The sequence below is a fragment of the Virgibacillus sp. W0430 genome (assembly GCF_051846935.1).
Taxonomy (GTDB): domain Bacteria; phylum Bacillota; class Bacilli; order Bacillales; family Amphibacillaceae; genus JBPYCR01.
In genome coordinates, this window is record NZ_JBPYCS010000012.1 from 1 (window position 1) to 16895 (window position 16895).

Annotated in this window: 16 protein-coding genes, 2 rRNA genes and 1 other annotated feature; all 18 genes read left to right on the forward strand. The window is 39.0% G+C overall.

Going from position 1 to position 16895, the window contains the following annotated elements; translation table 11 throughout:
- A 23S ribosomal RNA gene (locus tag ACLIBH_RS08025) occupies positions 1–95 on the forward strand; the annotation flags it as partial.
- A gap of 143 nt (positions 96–238) precedes the next feature.
- Positions 239–354: ribosomal RNA gene (rrf, locus tag ACLIBH_RS08030) — 5S ribosomal RNA — on the forward strand.
- A 557-nt stretch (positions 355–911) separates the two neighbouring features.
- On the forward strand, positions 912–1379 hold the full coding sequence (locus ACLIBH_RS08035) for a CtsR family transcriptional regulator (RefSeq protein WP_439316189.1): 468 nt from the start codon (positions 912–914) through the stop codon (positions 1377–1379).
- A 12-nt stretch (positions 1380–1391) separates the two neighbouring features.
- On the forward strand, positions 1392–1946 hold the full coding sequence (locus ACLIBH_RS08040) for a UvrB/UvrC motif-containing protein (RefSeq protein WP_439316190.1): 555 nt from the start codon (positions 1392–1394) through the stop codon (positions 1944–1946).
- Positions 1943–3007, forward strand: coding sequence for a protein arginine kinase (locus tag ACLIBH_RS08045; protein ID WP_439316191.1), 1065 nt, complete (start codon positions 1943–1945; stop codon positions 3005–3007). Before ACLIBH_RS08040 ends, ACLIBH_RS08045 begins: the two co-directional genes overlap by 4 nt.
- 15 nt (positions 3008–3022) lie before the next feature.
- The gene (clpC, locus tag ACLIBH_RS08050) at positions 3023–5449 is read left to right on the forward strand and encodes an ATP-dependent protease ATP-binding subunit ClpC (protein WP_439316192.1); all 2427 of its coding nucleotides are present in this window, start codon (positions 3023–3025) and stop codon (positions 5447–5449) included.
- 300 nt (positions 5450–5749) lie between these two features.
- Positions 5750–7123 (forward strand): DNA repair protein RadA, encoded by a 1374-nt coding sequence (gene radA, locus ACLIBH_RS08055; protein ID WP_439316193.1) that lies wholly within the window; start codon positions 5750–5752, stop codon positions 7121–7123.
- Positions 7124–7449: 326 nt separating this feature from the next.
- Positions 7450–8559 carry a PIN/TRAM domain-containing protein gene (locus ACLIBH_RS08060; protein WP_439316194.1) on the forward strand — a complete coding sequence of 370 codons (1110 nt, stop codon included), beginning with the start codon at positions 7450–7452 and terminating at the stop codon, positions 8557–8559.
- A 368-nt stretch (positions 8560–8927) separates the two neighbouring features.
- Positions 8928–10400 (forward strand): glutamate--tRNA ligase, encoded by a 1473-nt coding sequence (gltX, locus tag ACLIBH_RS08065; RefSeq protein WP_439316195.1) that lies wholly within the window; start codon positions 8928–8930, stop codon positions 10398–10400.
- A 42-nt stretch (positions 10401–10442) separates the two neighbouring features.
- Positions 10443–10667 (forward strand) — a binding site (T-box leader).
- A 183-nt stretch (positions 10668–10850) separates the two neighbouring features.
- Positions 10851–11522 carry a serine O-acetyltransferase gene (cysE, locus tag ACLIBH_RS08070; RefSeq protein ID WP_439316196.1) on the forward strand — a complete coding sequence of 224 codons (672 nt, stop codon included), beginning with the start codon at positions 10851–10853 and terminating at the stop codon, positions 11520–11522.
- Positions 11503–12903: a cysteine--tRNA ligase gene (cysS, locus tag ACLIBH_RS08075; protein ID WP_439316197.1), complete on the forward strand. Its 1401-nt coding sequence runs from the start codon at positions 11503–11505 to the stop codon at positions 12901–12903. The genes cysE and cysS overlap by 20 nt, the downstream gene beginning before the upstream one ends.
- Before the next feature lie 3 nt (positions 12904–12906).
- The gene (locus tag ACLIBH_RS08080) at positions 12907–13302 is read left to right on the forward strand and encodes a Mini-ribonuclease 3 (protein ID WP_439316198.1); all 396 of its coding nucleotides are present in this window, start codon (positions 12907–12909) and stop codon (positions 13300–13302) included.
- A gap of 15 nt (positions 13303–13317) precedes the next feature.
- The gene (gene rlmB / locus ACLIBH_RS08085; RefSeq protein ID WP_439316199.1) at positions 13318–14070 is read left to right on the forward strand and encodes a 23S rRNA (guanosine(2251)-2'-O)-methyltransferase RlmB; all 753 of its coding nucleotides are present in this window, start codon (positions 13318–13320) and stop codon (positions 14068–14070) included.
- On the forward strand, positions 14067–14576 hold the full coding sequence (locus tag ACLIBH_RS08090) for an NYN domain-containing protein (protein WP_439316200.1): 510 nt from the start codon (positions 14067–14069) through the stop codon (positions 14574–14576). The genes rlmB and ACLIBH_RS08090 overlap by 4 nt, the downstream gene beginning before the upstream one ends.
- A 141-nt stretch (positions 14577–14717) precedes the next feature.
- Positions 14718–15371: an RNA polymerase sporulation sigma factor SigH gene (gene sigH, locus ACLIBH_RS08095; protein WP_439316201.1), complete on the forward strand. Its 654-nt coding sequence runs from the start codon at positions 14718–14720 to the stop codon at positions 15369–15371.
- 107 nt (positions 15372–15478) lie between these two features.
- Positions 15479–15628 carry a 50S ribosomal protein L33 gene (rpmG, locus tag ACLIBH_RS08100; RefSeq protein ID WP_439316202.1) on the forward strand — a complete coding sequence of 50 codons (150 nt, stop codon included), beginning with the start codon at positions 15479–15481 and terminating at the stop codon, positions 15626–15628.
- 18 nt (positions 15629–15646) lie between these two features.
- A complete protein-coding gene (secE, locus tag ACLIBH_RS08105; RefSeq protein WP_439316203.1) occupies positions 15647–15826 on the forward strand; it encodes a preprotein translocase subunit SecE in 180 nt (59 codons plus the stop codon).
- Between the two features lie 200 nt (positions 15827–16026).
- Positions 16027–16560: a transcription termination/antitermination protein NusG gene (gene nusG, locus ACLIBH_RS08110; protein ID WP_439316204.1), complete on the forward strand. Its 534-nt coding sequence runs from the start codon at positions 16027–16029 to the stop codon at positions 16558–16560.
- Positions 16561–16895 lie beyond the last annotated feature (335 nt).

The following is a 16895-nucleotide window of genomic DNA, read 5'->3' on the forward strand; positions in this document are numbered from 1 at the left end:
AAGATCCCTCAGAGACGATGAGGTTGATAGGTCCGAGGTGGAAGCGTGGTGACACGTGAAGCTGACGGATACTAATAGATCGAGGACTTAACTAACTATTTTTGGCTGATGATGCCCATTGATGAAACAATTCTTATTTAGTTTTCAAGGTATGAATAAAAACCCTTGACTTTTTCTCAGAAACACTTATAATAGAAAATGTCGCTAAAAAAGTACGCGATTAACAAATGAACAACGGTCTGGTAGTTATAGCGGAGAGGTCACACCTGTTCCCATACCGAACACAGCAGTTAAGCTCTCCAGCGCCGATGGTAGTTGAGGCTTTGCCTCTGCAAGAGTAGGACGCCGCCAGGCGATATGAATTTCAAAAAGAGTGTAACTTATCATTATTGGTAAGTTACACTCTTTTTCGTATGTACGGAATAATCCCGGCCTTATATTGAATATCGGACTCTCCCTTATTGTGCTGCGGGTTGAAGCTAACATAATAATAAGACGAAAAAATACACCCATATTCTCTTTTTTGGTACCTTTAAATTGTAACATTTATAGGAGCGGCTCATTTTTAAGTTGCCATATACAGGTAAAATTATATGATTGGTTTGATGTAGTTGAACGTAAATACCTTAAGATTACGACATAGTTAATCGGGCCTTATACTATGTTAAAAAACCTTTTATTTTTTTGGTTTGGCTTTTAAGCTTGTTTTTATTTGCATAAATACAAGAGATCTCTATATAGCGAAAAACAGTAATTAGAGGTTTTGAATTCTCTTCAATTGTCTATTATATAGAGAGAGGGAAAAATTATTGGCAAGCGAAGCAAATTGACGTATAATATGAATATAGTCAAATATAGTCAAAGTCAACAATAAGTGGATAACTCCGTATATTGATAGAGGGGGAGGGTTCATGAGTAATATTTCGGATATTATTGAGGCTTATTTAAAAAAAATACTCCACGCAAAAGGAAAAAATATGATTGAAATTAAGCGCAGTGAAATTGCAGATCAATTTCAATGTGTCCCTTCACAAATTAATTATGTAATTAATACACGGTTTACAGTGGAAAAGGGATATATCATCGAAAGTAAACGTGGTGGTGGTGGATACATTCGAATTTTTCGAATTGAACACCAAAAAGCTTCTGATTTAATCGATGACATCATAAGCATGATTCATCCAGCTGTTTCTCAACAGGCCGCAGCGGATATATTAGAAAGATTACTGGAGAAAGATGTAATTACATTACGAGAAAAACGGATGATTTTAAGTGCTGTTGATCGAGACGTGATTTCTGTTCCTTTACCAATTCGGGATGAAGTACGTTCCCGAATTTTAACAGCGATGCTGACAACGTTAAAATACTTAAATAAGTAAGGAGGATGTATCGTGGAATGCCAAGAATGTCATAAACGGCCAGCTTCTCTGCATTTTACACAAGTTATTAATGGGAGTAAGACGGAAGTGCATGTATGTGAAGTTTGTGCTAAGAAAAAAGGCTATATGACATATCCAGAAGAAGGGTATTCATTGCACCATTTACTGTCAGGTTTGTTTAATTTTGAAAGTCCATCACTCGATAGTCATCCTCACGCACCTTTTCAACAAACTCAGGAATTACAATGTCCAAAATGCAACCTTACTTTAAGCGAATTTCAGCGTGCAGGAAAGTTTGGCTGTGCAACTTGTTATGATGCATTTTCTGAAAAACTTGATCCAATTTTTCGTCGCGTTCACAGCGGAAATACGAAGCACTATGGGAAGATACCACGACGAAAAGGCGGAAGTTTACATACTAAAAAACAATTGGAAGCGTATCGGAAGAAATTGCAGCAATTAATTGAGAAAGAAGCATTTGAAGAAGCTGCCACGGTCCGAGATAAAATTAAACAGCTTGAGCAAAAAAGTAATGATGATCGTAAGGAAGCGGGTGATGACTTATGAGCTTGCAAGAGTTTATGAACGAAGCGGTTAGCCCTTGGATGCGTGTAGAAGCTCCTAATAGTGATATTGTGCTGAGTAGCCGAATACGTCTTGCCCGAAACTTGGAAAAAACGGCTTTTCCTACGGTAGCAACCGAAGACGACTTAAAACGAATTCAACAGTTTTTTAAGCGTACGTATGCTCATAAGTCTTTTCAAAACTATACAGATCTAGAGTTCGTTTCTATTAGTGACTTAACGCAAATTGAAAAACGAGTCCTTGTAGAGAAGCACTTGATTAGTCCGTATCTCGCGAAGCAAGCAACGGCCGCGGGGACAATCATTTCAGAGAATGAACAAGTTTCGGTTATGATAAATGAGGAAGACCATATACGTATTCAGCTTTATTATCCAGGATTTCAGTTAAAAAAGGCATTAGAGGAAGCTTTTTTGTTCGATGACTGGCTAGAACAGCAAGTGGATTATGCATACGATGAGACGAAGGGTTATTTAACGAGCTGCCCGACAAATGTTGGCACAGGCATGCGTGCTTCGGTAATGATTCATTTGCCAGCTCTAGTGTTTACGAAGCAAATTAACCGAATGCTACCAGCAATTAATCAATTAGGGTTTGTGGTCCGAGGCATATACGGAGAGGGCAGTGAAGCGCTTGGTAACATTTTTCAAATATCCAATCAAATTACATTAGGTAAATCGGAGCAAGACATTGTAGAAGATTTACAAAGTGTTGTTGGTCAATTAATTGAACATGAGCGAACAGCACGAAGCCACTTAATGGAGCAATCATCGATTGGATTGGAAAATCGTATATTTCGTTCTTATGGTGTATTGGAATATAGCCGAATTATTGAATCTAAAGAAGCTGCAACATGTATTTCTGATGTCCGACTAGGGATTGATCTAGGTATCATTAATCATATATCGAAAAGTATTCTAAATGAATTAATGGTATTAACGCAGCCGGGGTTTTTACAGCAATATGCAAAGAAAGTTTTGAAAACGAATGAACGCGATGTATTACGTGCCTCGTTGATACGAGATCGTTTACAATTGGAAAAATAGAAGGAGGAACGTTATATGATGTTTGGACGATTTACGGAAAGAGCACAAAAAGTATTAGCGCTAGCCCAAGAGGAAGCTGTTCGGTTAGGACATAATAATATTGGTACGGAGCATATATTGCTTGGGCTTATTCGTGAAGGCGATGGAATAGCAGCAAAAGCATTACAGTCTCTCGGACTGGAAATAAAAAAAATACAAGAAGAAGTTGAGCAGCTAATCGGCAAAGGGAAACAGCCAATGCAAACAATACATTACACTCCGCGAGCAAAAAAGGTTGTTGAATTATCACAAGATGAAGCTAGAAAATTGGGTCATTCATACGTAGGCACGGAACATATTTTACTCGGGCTAATCCGTGAAGGAGAAGGAGTAGCAGCACGTGTATTAAATAACCTTGATGTTAGTTTAAATAAAGCAAGACAGCAAGTGCTTCAATTACTTGGAACGAATGAATCACAAGCGAATCGCCAAGGAAGAGGGCAAGCATCGAGTGCAAACACGCCGACATTAGATTCCCTAGCGAGAGACTTAACAGCGAATGTGAAGGAAGGAAATGTTGATCCGGTAATTGGACGGGATAAAGAAATCGAACGAATTATTCAAGTGCTTAGTCGACGTACAAAAAATAACCCAGTATTAATAGGAGAGCCTGGCGTAGGTAAAACAGCAGTTGCTGAAGGTTTGGCACATCAAATAATAAACAATGAAGTGCCTGAAATTCTACGTGACAAACGAGTTATGACGCTCGATATGGGAACGGTAGTGGCAGGAACAAAATACCGAGGTGAATTTGAAGATCGTCTAAAAAAAGTAATGGATGAAATTCGTCAAGCAGGGAATATTATACTGTTTATAGATGAGCTGCACACACTTATCGGTGCTGGAGGAGCAGAAGGAGCGATTGATGCTTCCAACATATTAAAGCCGTCGCTTTCACGTGGCGAATTACAGTGTATTGGTGCAACAACGTTAGATGAGTACCGGAAGTATATCGAAAAAGATGCCGCTCTTGAACGAAGATTTCAGCCAATTCAAGTAGATGAGCCTACTTTGGATGAAACAATTCAAATATTGCAGGGACTGAGAGATCGCTATGAAGCACACCATCGAGTGACAATTACCGATGATGCGATTGAAGCAGCTGTCCAGCTATCTAATCGATATATTACGGAACGATTTTTGCCAGATAAAGCGATTGATTTAATTGATGAGGCTGGCTCAAAAGTACGCTTACGCTCTTATACAATTCCACCTAATTTGAAAAAGCTCGAGGAAAAGCTGGAGGAAATTCGAAAAGAAAAGGATTCTGCTGTTCAAAGTCAGGAATTTGAAAAAGCAGCCTCTTTAAGAGATACAGAGCAACGGCTCCGAGAAGAATTAGAAGATACGAAAAATAAATGGAGAGAAAAACAAGGGCAAGAAGACACCGAGGTTACAGTGGAGGATATAGCAAGCGTCGTTTCTGTTTGGACGGGAGTTCCTGTATCTAAATTAACGAAAGACGAAAGTGATCGTCTGTTAAATATGGAGGAACTATTGCATAATCGCGTAATTGGCCAAACGGAAGCAGTACATGCTATTTCAAAGGCAATCCGACGTGCTCGTGCAGGACTTAAGGATCCGAAGCGACCAATCGGTTCATTTATTTTCTTAGGCCCGACAGGTGTCGGGAAAACCGAATTAGCTCGTGCATTAGCTGAAGCAATGTTTGCTGATGAAGATGCAATGATTCGTATTGATATGTCGGAATACATGGAAAAACATGCAACTTCGCGATTAGTCGGCTCGCCTCCTGGATATGTTGGTTATGAAGAGGGGGGTCAACTAACGGAAAAAGTCAGACGCAAACCATACTCGGTTGTTCTATTAGATGAAATTGAGAAGGCACATCCTGAAGTATTTAATATTTTGCTACAAGTACTTGAGGACGGTCGATTAACGGATTCGACTGGGCGAGTAGTTGATTTCCGCAATACCGTGCTTATAATGACATCGAATGTCGGCGCGAGTGAATTAAAGCGTAATCGATATGTGGGCTTTAACTTGCAAGAAGAAGGCCAAGAGCATGCAGATATGAAATCAAAAGTGACAGAAGAAATGAAAAAAACATTTCGACCTGAGTTTTTAAATCGAATTGATGAAACAATTGTTTTCCATTCCTTGGAGAAAAAGCATATGAAAGATATTGCTGCTTTAATGTTGAAGCAATTACAAACACGCTTAAAGGAACAAGAGATTGAATTTACTTTAACGGATCGGGCGATTGAAAAAATCGTTGAAGACGGATATGACCCTGATTACGGTGCTCGTCCTTTAAGAAGATCGCTCCAAAAAAATGTAGAAGATTTATTATCCGAAGAGCTATTAAAAGGGACAATTAAAAAAGGTGAAAAAGTGAAAATTGGTCTAAATAATAAGGGAGAACACATTGTTCTAGCTTGATTTATTCTTTATTTAGAAACGAGAAGTCGGATGAAACGTGTAGCTTGTTTTATCCGACTTTTTGCTGTAATTCCTGTAATAGGCAGTACAAATCGGCTACATATCAATTCTGTTTACCAAAGTCTTTTTCAAATTTAAAATGTGGCAAATTGGTGGAATGAATGGGTGGAATTGATAGGAAGTTGTAACCTCCTTAAGGCATAAATGGTTTATAATAAGAATAGATTGATAAAGTCTGCATCTCAGCATTTCAACTTCTGTCGTCGCGTACTGGATCAATAGAAGAAAGGTCGGATTGCATTGTCTAAACGAAAAACAAAATTTGTTTGTCAGGAATGTGGGTATGAATCTCCTAAATGGATGGGGAAATGCCCGAGCTGCATGAACTGGAATACATTAGTAGAAGAAATTATATCCAGGGACGCTGCGAAACGAAATTCGGCGAATTGGAATGTTCAAGCTGGTAAGACACCAGAGAAGCTTACTGCGATTACGTCAGAAAAAGAGCCGAGAGTAACGACATCGATGAAAGAGTTTAATCGTGTGCTTGGTGGAGGGATTGTACCAGGGTCACTCGTCTTAATCGGGGGGGATCCAGGAATTGGTAAATCTACGCTGCTATTACAAATATCCGCCCAGTTAGCGGATAAGGAATTAACCGTTCTTTATATATCAGGTGAAGAATCGACCCAACAGACGAAGCTTCGAGCAGACCGGCTCGCTATACGTTCCGAGCATTTATTTGTTTTATCGGAAACAAATATGTTAGATATAAGTCAGCAAATTGAACAATTGAAACCGAATTTTGTCGTAATTGATTCCATTCAAACTGTTTTTCGAGAGGAAATAACGAGCGCACCCGGGAGTGTTTCCCAAGTAAGGGAGTGTACGATGGAGTTAATGAAAGTAGCCAAAACGTATAGTATTCCTATCTTTATCGTTGGCCATGTTACGAAGGAAGGTGCAATTGCCGGACCAAGAATGTTGGAGCATATGGTTGACGCGGTTCTTTATTTTGAAGGTGAGCGCCATCATACGTACCGCATTTTACGAGGGGTGAAAAATCGATTTGGCAGTACGAATGAGATGGGGATATTCGAAATGAAAGAAGAAGGCTTGCGAGAAGTAATGAACCCTTCAGAAATCTTTTTGGAGGAGCGATCACAAGGAGCGGCAGGCTCTACCGTTGTCGCCTCAATGGAGGGTACAAGACCAGTATTAGTAGAAATACAAGCATTAATAGCCCCATCCAGCTTTGGAAACCCTCGAAGAATGGCAACCGGAATTGATACGAACCGGGTACCGTTATTAATGGCAGTATTAGAAAAGCGAGTTGGGCTAATGCTGCAAAACCAAGATGCATATATTAAGGTTGCCGGAGGTGTAAAGCTTGATGAGCCAGCAATCGACTTGGCGATCGCTGTTAGTATTGCTTCCAGTTTTCGGGATCAACCAACGAAACCAGAAGACATTTTTATTGGAGAGGTTGGTTTGACTGGAGAGATTAGGCGTGTCTCGCGTATTGAGCAACGTGTAAAAGAAGCGGCAAAGCTCGGCTTTAAGCGAGTGATTTGCTCGGCGAACAACTTAGACGGGTGGACTATTCCACAAAATATACAAGTTATTGGCGTAGAGACAGTCCAAGAAGCCTTGCATTTATCAGTAGAAAAATAAGGTGAGGTTGGGAAAAAAGGCCTAAAGACAATTTGACAACACTATAATAGTATGCTAGAATTTTATGTTTGCTCAATTGACTGTTTTTGTTTGCTGTGCTATGATTTATTTGAAATCATTTTCTTTTAAATTGGTATTACTATATACGCTTATGCTTATTCAACTTTTTAAATGGGTCGCTCGTGTTATGAGTGACTACTCACTTGCAGCATCGCTCATCTATGTGGAGCAATCGGTTTGGTGATTTAATTTTTAAATAGTAGTTATACATTATTTAGATTATATTTTTTTTATTAGGTAATAATAAAGGCAAGGAGGTGTCAGCGTTGCTGAAAAAAATAGTGCATTTATTCTTTGTTATAACGGGAGGTACCATAGGGTATTTATACGTACCAGACATTGTAAAACTATTGAATTTTACGGAGGCAAACTGGGTAGCATCCCCATACTTAGGATCGGTTTTAGGGGCTATTATATTGTTTCTTATTTCTTATTTGTTAGCTGACTATATTGTTGGATTTTTAAAATGGGTTGAAGAAGGGCTCATTAGAGTTCCAGTGGGTGATTTGTTTTTTGGTAGTTTAGGTTTAATTTTAGGTTTAGTTATCGCTTACTTAATAAATATTCCGTTACAGGACGTAAGTATTCAAGTCGTTTCGCAAGTTATTCCGCTCTTTTTAACAATTATACTCGGTTATTTAGGTTTTCAAGTCGGCTTTCGACGTAGAGAAGAGTTTGTCAATTTATTAAATGTGAATCGACGAGAGAAGACTAAAAAACGCACGAATTCGAACGATGATTTAGAAACAGACGACTTTCCGGCCAAATCGAAAGCAAAAATATTAGATACGAGCGTAATAATCGATGGTCGAATTGCTGATATTTGTCAAACAAATTTTTTAGAGGGTCCGATTGTTATTCCTCAATTCGTGTTGGGAGAATTGCAGCATATCGCAGATTCGTCAGACGTACTTAAACGAAATCGCGGCAGACGTGGCTTAGATATTTTAAATAGAATTCAAAAAGAGCTTGCTGTAGATGTTGAAATCTATGAAGGGGATTTTGAAGAAATTCATGAAGTAGATAGTAAATTGATTAAGCTGGCAAAGCAAATTGATGGTATTGTTGTGACGAATGATTTCAATCTAAATAAAGTATGTGACTTTCAAGGTGTACGCGTGTTAAATATTAATGATTTGGCGAATGCAGTGAAACCGGTCGTTCTTCCTGGAGAGGAACTGATGGTTCAGGTTATAAAAGATGGCAAAGAACAAAAGCAAGGTATTGCATATCTCGATGATGGTACAATGATTGTTGTTGAAGAAGGTCGAGAGTATATTGGTAAGAAAATAGAAGTGCTAATAACGAGTGTTTTACAAACATCCGCAGGAAGAATGATATTTGCCAAACCAAAATTACTTGAAAAAGCATTATAAAAAAGGTATAACTATAAGGGATATAAAAGTGATAACAAGCTATGTTATCGCTTTTTATTGTCTGTTTTTAGTTGCTGCTTTCTCTAACAGACTACACAATCCGATTTTAAAACGAAGACTATGTACCAGTTCGTATAGCAGACTGACTCAATTGGTGCAGCGCAGTTTCTCTATTTTAAAAGACTGCAATTACTTGCGGATTGTATCATATGGGAATCAGCCTACGTTTCATTAATTGAGTACATGATAGAAATGATAAACGATTTAAATTGTTACTATAATAGAAATGTAACTTTTATAGCGTTAAAAAATGCGATGCTTGATTCGTGCCGTATATATAGGCATATAAAACGAGAGGGGTACAATGGATGACAAACGACGTTCGAGTAAGATATGCACCAAGTCCGACTGGCGACTTACATATTGGTAATGCGCGTACAGCTTTATTTAATTATTTGTACGCTAAACACTTTAATGGGAAATTTATTATCCGTACAGAAGATACAGATGCTAAGCGAAATGTAGAAGGCGGAGAGGCGAGCCAGCTAACTTTTTTAAAGTGGTTAGGTATAGAATGGGATGAGGGTGCAGATATTGGTGGGGATTTCGGTCCATATCGTCAAATGGAGCGTTTAGATATATACAAAAAACACGTCAATGATTTGTTAAAGCGTGATTTAGCATATGAATGTTTTATGACGGCTGAGGAATTGGAAGAAGAGCGTGAAGAGCAGCGGGCAAATGGACAAGTTCCTAAATATTCTGGTGCGCACGCTCACTTAACTGAGGCAGAAAAAGAAGCTTTTCGTAATGAAGGCCGGAAACCAAGCATTCGCTTGCGTGTCCCGAAAAATCGTACGTTTACGTTTCGTGACCTTGTAAGAGGAAATATTTCTTTCGATTCCAGTGACTTTGGTGATTGGGTTATTGTTAAGAAGGATGGCATTCCAACGTATAACTTTGCAGTAGCAATTGACGACTACTACATGGAGATTACACACGTATTGCGTGGAGAAGAGCATATTTCGAATACGCCAAGACAGATGATGGTTTATGAAGCATTTGATTGGAAGCCACCACAGTTTGGCCATATGACACTTATACTAAATGAAGATCGAAAGAAGCTTAGTAAGCGAGATCAGCATATATTGCAATTTATTGAGCAGTACCGCGATTTAGGATATTTGCCTGAAGCGTTATTTAACTTTATTACATTGCTAGGCTGGTCACCTGTTGGAGAAGAGGAGATTTTCAATAAGGAAACTTTAATTGATATTTTTGATCCGGCGCGCCTGTCTACCTCTGCTGCCGTATTTGATGTTCAAAAGCTGAAGTGGATGAACGGAGAATATATAAAAGCAGCGGACTCAAAAACAGTAATTGACTTAGCGTTGCCACACTTAATCGAGGCAGGCAAGGTTTCTAATGATATGGATGATGCTAAGAAAAAGTGGGTAGAAGAAATTGTTAAACTCTACCATGAACAATTACGTTTTGGTGCCGAAATAGTAGAGCTTACCGACTTGTTCTTCAAGCAAGAGATTGACTACGATGAAGCGGCGCAGGAAGTGTTAGCGGGGGAACAGGTGATTGAGGTACTACAAGTTTTTGCCGATAAATTAATTCACTTAGATGAATTTAAAAGCGATAAAATAAAGGAACAAATTAAAGCGACACAGAAAGAAACGAAGCATCGGGGCAAAAAGCTGTTTATGCCTATTCGAGTAGCTACTACAGGGCAAACTCATGGACCTGAACTCCCAAAAGCGATTGAGCTGTTAGGGAAACAGGTTGTTTTAACAAGACTTGATCAAGTATTAAGTGACTTAGAAGCAGAATGATTCACAAATTCATTGGGATGTAATATAGTATAAATACGAATAGACTGAACGTGGAAAAGGAAAAGTAGAAAGCAATTGACTCGCACAGAGAGAATCACCATCGGCTGAAAGTGATTTCTAGTTGCTGCTTTTGAAATGCCCCTTTGAGTCCATAATGGAAATGATAGTACATTATGGCGGATACTCTACCGTTACAAGAGTCAAAGCTGGAAGCATCGTAGGTTGGTGCTTCAAACAGAGTGGGACCGCGTCGAAAGCGCCTCTGTGTATGAATAATACACAGAGGCGCTTTTTTTCGGTCAGTACGAACGGTCATTTTTCACTTATTAGGTAAATGATGTGCGATGATACAGTATAATCAGCAGCTTTCCACGATTAAGGGCGGTTTGCAGCCTAAATACGCCTAAGGCAAATAGATTAGTTAATTATTTCAAAGAGGAGGCAGCGAATTTGGGGATTTTTAAACGAATGAAAGAAGACATGGATGTCGTTTTTGAACAAGATCCAGCAGCACGTACGTATATTGAAGTTTTTTTGACATATTCTGGTTTGCACGCAATATGGGCACATCGTGTAGCGCATGTATTATATAAACGTAAATGGTTCTTTTTGGCAAGGGCGATTTCTCAGCTGAGTCGATTTTTTACGGGGATAGAGATTCACCCAGGAGCGAAAATAGGCAGACGCTTTTTTATTGATCATGGTATGGGCGTCGTTATTGGCGAGACGTGTGAAATTGGTGATAATGTTACGATTTATCAAGGTGTAACATTAGGTGGAACAGGTCATGAAAAGGGGAAACGTCATCCGACAATTAAAAGTAATGCACTTGTAGCAACTGGCGCGAAGGTCCTTGGTTCAATTACCGTAGGAGAAAACGCTAAAATAGGTGGAGGCTCTGTTGTTTTACATGATGTACCAGATCATTCAACAGTAGTTGGTATACCAGGACGTGTCGTTAAGCAAAAAGGGAAAAAAGTTCGTCGTGATTTGGATCATCACAAATTACCCGATCCTGTGACAGATAAATGCAATCAACTCCAAGCAGAAATTGATGAATTGAAAGAAGAAATTATGAAGCTGAAAGAAGGGGAGCATACGCATGTCGATAACAATTTATAATACAATGACACGAAAAAAGGAAATGTTTAAACCGATAATTGAAAATGAAGTAAGCATGTATGTTTGTGGGCCAACCGTCTATAATTATATTCACATAGGGAATGCCCGACCAGCAATTGTATTTGATACCGTTCGCCGCTATTTTGAATATAAAGGGTATCATGTTAAATATGTGCTTAATTTTACCGATGTTGATGACAAAATTATTGCCGCTGCCAACAAAACAGGCGAAAAGGTTAGTGATTTAACGAATCGTTTTATTGATGCTTATTTAAAAGATGTGGAAGCACTAGGAGTAAAACGAGCGACACATCATCCACGTGTTACAGATACGATGGAGGAAATTATTACGTTTATTAAAGGGCTTATCGACAAAGGATTCGCCTACGAAGTTGCAGGAGATGTTTACTTTAAACCACGCGAGTTTGAAGCATATGGAAAGCTTTCAGATCAATCTATAGATGAGCTTCGTTCAGGCGCTCGCATTAAAATTGGTGAAAATAAAAGCGATCCGCTCGACTTTGCATTGTGGAAAAGTGCTAAGCCAGATGAAATTGCATGGGATTCTCCATGGGGAAAAGGGAGACCTGGTTGGCATATTGAGTGTTCGGCTATGGCCAAAAAATACTTAGGTGATACGATTGATATTCACGCTGGTGGGCAGGACTTAGCGTTTCCACATCATGAAAATGAGATCGCTCAATCAGAGGCGCTAAACGAGCAACCGTTTGCGAACTATTGGATGCATAACGGCTATATGAATATTGATAACGAAAAAATGTCTAAGTCGCTAAACAATTTCATTTTGACGAAAGACTTAATTGACCAACATGACCCGAAAGTGCTGCGCTTTTTTATGTTAAGCGTTCACTATAGAAATCCGATTAATTTTACAGACGAATTACTATTAGGTGCGAAAAATAGCTTTGAGCGCATCCAAACGTCTTACTTTAATTTACAGCACCGACAAAAAACAAGCATGAATCTTGTAGATCATGCGGATGAATGGATCGGGAAAATAAATAGATTAAAGCAGCAATTTGAAGCAGCTATGGAGGATGACTTTAATACAGCAAATGCAATTTCTGCTCTATTTGAGCTGACGAAAGAGGCTAACCTATACGTAACGTTGGATCAGACAGATGCGAACGTGATTACTGCTTTTCAACAAGTCATTTCAGAGCTATTAAACATTCTCGGAATTCCTCTTGCAGAAGCGGGCGAACTGCTGGATGACGAGGTTGAAGCGTTGATTGAAGAACGCGCAGCAGCAAGGAAAAACCGAAACTTTGAACGAGCAGATGAAATTCGCGATATGCTACAAGAAAAGAATATTATTCTTGAAGATACGGCACAAGGACTTCGTTGGAGAAGGGGCTAAGTAATGACGCTTGATCCGAAACAAGTTAAAAGTTTAACACTAGCATATATGGGTGATGCGGTATATGAATTGCATGTACGAAAATTTCTCATTCAGTCTGGTGAAATAAAGCCGAATTCGCTGCACCAAAAAGCCGTTACTTTTGTGTCTGCAAAAGCTCAAGCTTACTGTGTCCGTCACTTACAGGAACATGCGCTTTTAACCGCTGAAGAAGAACGTATCGTGCGGAGGGGGCGGAATGCAAAAGCGTCTGCCCCAAAAAACACAAGTGTTCAAACGTACCGATTAAGTACAGGGTTTGAAGCATTGATTGGGTATCACTATTTGGCAAATAATAAACAAAGATTAGATGAACTGCTCGCTTTATCTATCCAATTAATAGCAGGAAGTGAAGCATAGGAAGGAATGTGAAAAATGGCCGAAGAAGAATTGATTATAGGGAAAAACCCTGTTTTAGAGGCGCTAAAGTCAGGTCGATCTGTAAATAAAGTGCTACTCTCTGAGCAACTACCTAATAAAGCAGTCCATCCGTTTGTACAAGCGTGCAAGCAAGCGAATGCGGTAATGCAAAAAGTACCTAGGAAAAAACTGGATCAGTTAACGCAGGAAAATCACCAAGGAGTAGTTGCCTATGTTGCATCTTATCCGTATGCAACAATTGATGATTTATTTGCTCGAGCTGAACAGAACGAAGAAGCACCATTTTTTGTAATCTTGGATGAATTGGAAGACCCTCATAATTTAGGGTCAATTATACGTACTGCTGAGGCTGTAGGGGTACACGGTGTAATCATTCCGAAGCGCCGATCTGTCGGATTGACAGCCACCGTTGCAAAGACAGCATCAGGCGCATTGGAGCACGTCCCTGTCGCTCGTGTAACAAATATAGCGAATACAATTGAAGACTTAAAAAAGCGGCATGTTTGGGTTGTAGGTACAGAGGCAGAAGCTACCGAAGACTATCGCGTGCTTGATGGACAGCTACCAATTGCTCTAGTTGTAGGGAATGAAGGAAAGGGAATGAGCAGGCTAGTAAAGGAGAAGTGCGATTGGACGATTAGCTTGCCGATGAAAGGCCATATTTCTTCATTAAACGCATCAGTCGCTTGTAGCTTGTTGCTTTATGAAGTATTTAGAAAGAGACACCCATTGGGAGCATCTCAATGAATATTTTATTAGTTGATGGGTATAATGTCATTGGTGCTTGGCAGGAACTCCAAGCACTAAAGCAGACCGATATGGAGCAGGCAAGAGATCGCCTTGTTGATTTAATGGCCGAATATCAGGCATATACAGGCACGCGAGTCATTATTGTTTTTGATGCGTATTCGGTTAGCGGCAGAGAAAGAACGTACAATGTCCATCACGTTGAAGTTATTTATACGAAAGAAAAGGAAACAGCGGATGAACATATAGAAAAGCTGATTAAATCACTAAAAAACATAAAAAACCAAGTGTACGTAGCAACTTCTGACTATACGGAGCAACGAACGATTTTTAGCCAAGGAGCATTACGTCTGTCCGCAAGAGAATTACTGGAAGAATTAAATCAAATCGAAAATCGAATTGAAAAAGAGGTAAGCGAACAACGAAAATTGAAGCCACAATCTAAGATAAATCTGAATCGCCAAACGTTGGAGATATTTGAAAAATGGCGAAGAGGGAAAGTTTAAGCACGAATTTGTCGATTACTCTATTACTATTTTGTCAGAAAAACAGTTTTATTGACGAGCCGCTGAATTATATTGATGTTTCATAAGCCTTGTTGTATAATGACCTTTAATAATGGCTGTGTTACGGTCAGGGGGTCATACATGGTGGCTGTCAATTCAATAAGAAAAGTAGATGTTTGCTTTCGCTCGATGATGGATGAAGAAATAATACATATGGTAAAGCAAGGCAATAAGCTCGCGCTTGATTATTTAATAGAAAAATATAAGAACTTTGTCCATGCGAAGGCACAAACGTATTTTTTAATTGGTAGTGATCGGGAGGATGTGATTCAAGAAGGTATGATTGGTCTTTATAAGGCTGTTCGTGATTATGATGGGGACAAGCTCGCCTCATTTAAGCGATTTGCTGAGCTATGCATTAAGCGACAAATCATCACTTCCATAAAAACAGCGACAAGGCAGAAGCACATCCCTTTGAACTCTTATGTCTCGCTCGATAAACCAATTTATGATGAGGAGTCAGAGCGTACATTGCTCGATGTTATCGCGGGGTCAAGAGCGATTGATCCACAGGAACTTTTGATCAACCGGGAAAAATTCACCTTTTTAGAAGGTAAATTATCTGAATCATTAAGCGATTTGGAAAAGAATGTGCTCCACCTCTATTTGGAAGGGTGTTCCTATGAGGAGATATCCGAGCAATTGAACCGCCATATAAAATCGGTCGATAACGCTTTGCAGCGAGTGAAGCGCAAATTGGAGCAATTCACCGAATCAAAAGAGCTCGTATTATAAAGCTGCTTCATACGAATGTAACGGAAAATATGCCCTTTGTTATTTGACATCAAAAGGCAGACGTGCTAAAGTGTAAAAAGCAAAAACCCTGATTAGGGATGATGAAAATGAATAAAAAAGTAACGTTAGCTTGTTCCGTATGTGCAAGCCGTAATTATACAACGAACAAAAATTCTTCCGCCAACGAGAACCGTTTGGAAGTAAAAAAATTTTGCAGTAGATGCCAACACCACACGTTGCATCAAGAGACAAAATAGGCAGTTTGGAGGAACAAAGTGAATATCTTTAAATTTTTAAAAGATGTATCTCGAGAGATGAAAAAAGTAAGCTGGCCTAAAGGTAGAGAATTGACCAGCTACACGATAACTGTTATTGTAACGGTAACATTTGTAGCGCTTTTCTTCGCGATTGTTGATCTAGGAATTACGCAAGTTTTAAACAACATTTTTGAATAATTAGCTAGATAGTATGCTATAATAAAAATTATTGTAATTATTACCAACAAAAACCCGCACATAACGGGTTTTTTTAATATGGTTTAAATTATACTACCTGCGTTGGTTGGATTGCTTTAAACGTGAATTTAGAAAAAGTGCTATACAAGCTTAATAAACACCGAAAGGGAGGGAAGGGCAAACAAAGTTGACCCGAATGAATGGAGAAGAATTGGTATGTTGTTCATACGTATTCTGGATATGAAAATAAAGTAAAAATGAACTTGGAAAAACGAGTAGAGACGATGGGGATGGAGGATAAAATCTTCCGTGTTATTGTCCCTGAAGATGAAGAAACGGAAATTAAAGATGGCAAGAAAAAGGTCTCTAAAAAGAAGTTTTTCCCTGGCTACGTGCTTGCCGAAATGATTATGACGGACGACTCTTGGTACGTTGTTCGTAATACACCAGGTGTTACGGGATTTGTAGGATCAAGTGGTCAAGGAACAAAGCCGACGTCTTTATTGCCGCATGAAGTAGATGCAGTATTAAAGCGTATGGGAATGGATGAAAAGGTTGTCCATATTGACTTTGAACTAAAAGAGAATGTTCGTGTTACGGATGGTCCATTTTCGGATTTTACAGGTACGATCGAGCATATTGATTTAGATAAACAAAAGATTAAAGTACATGTAAATATGTTTGGCCGTGAAACACCAGTCGAACTTGATTTTTCTCAAATCGATAAACTGTAAAAGATGGTAAAGATTACAGGTCTGAAGTGCGAATTGTGAAGGTTGCTTCCATTGCGTGTTGATAAAAGGATTACGCACGAATATAGTCTCGATAAGAGTGCAAAAGGGATTGTCCCGCTGTGCTCTTGCTTTTATATCCATAACATCTGCCGTACTGCTGCAAATAAAAAAATAAAATCATTATGTATTATTCTTGCATTCTATCTTAATTCATGCTAAAATTTTTTTGTTATTCATGTTCTCAAACCATTGGGATTGTGTTAACAGGAGTGGGAGGGTAATCCATATCTTTTAAATGAGAGAAGGAACCCATTTACCACATCACGGACTTTAAG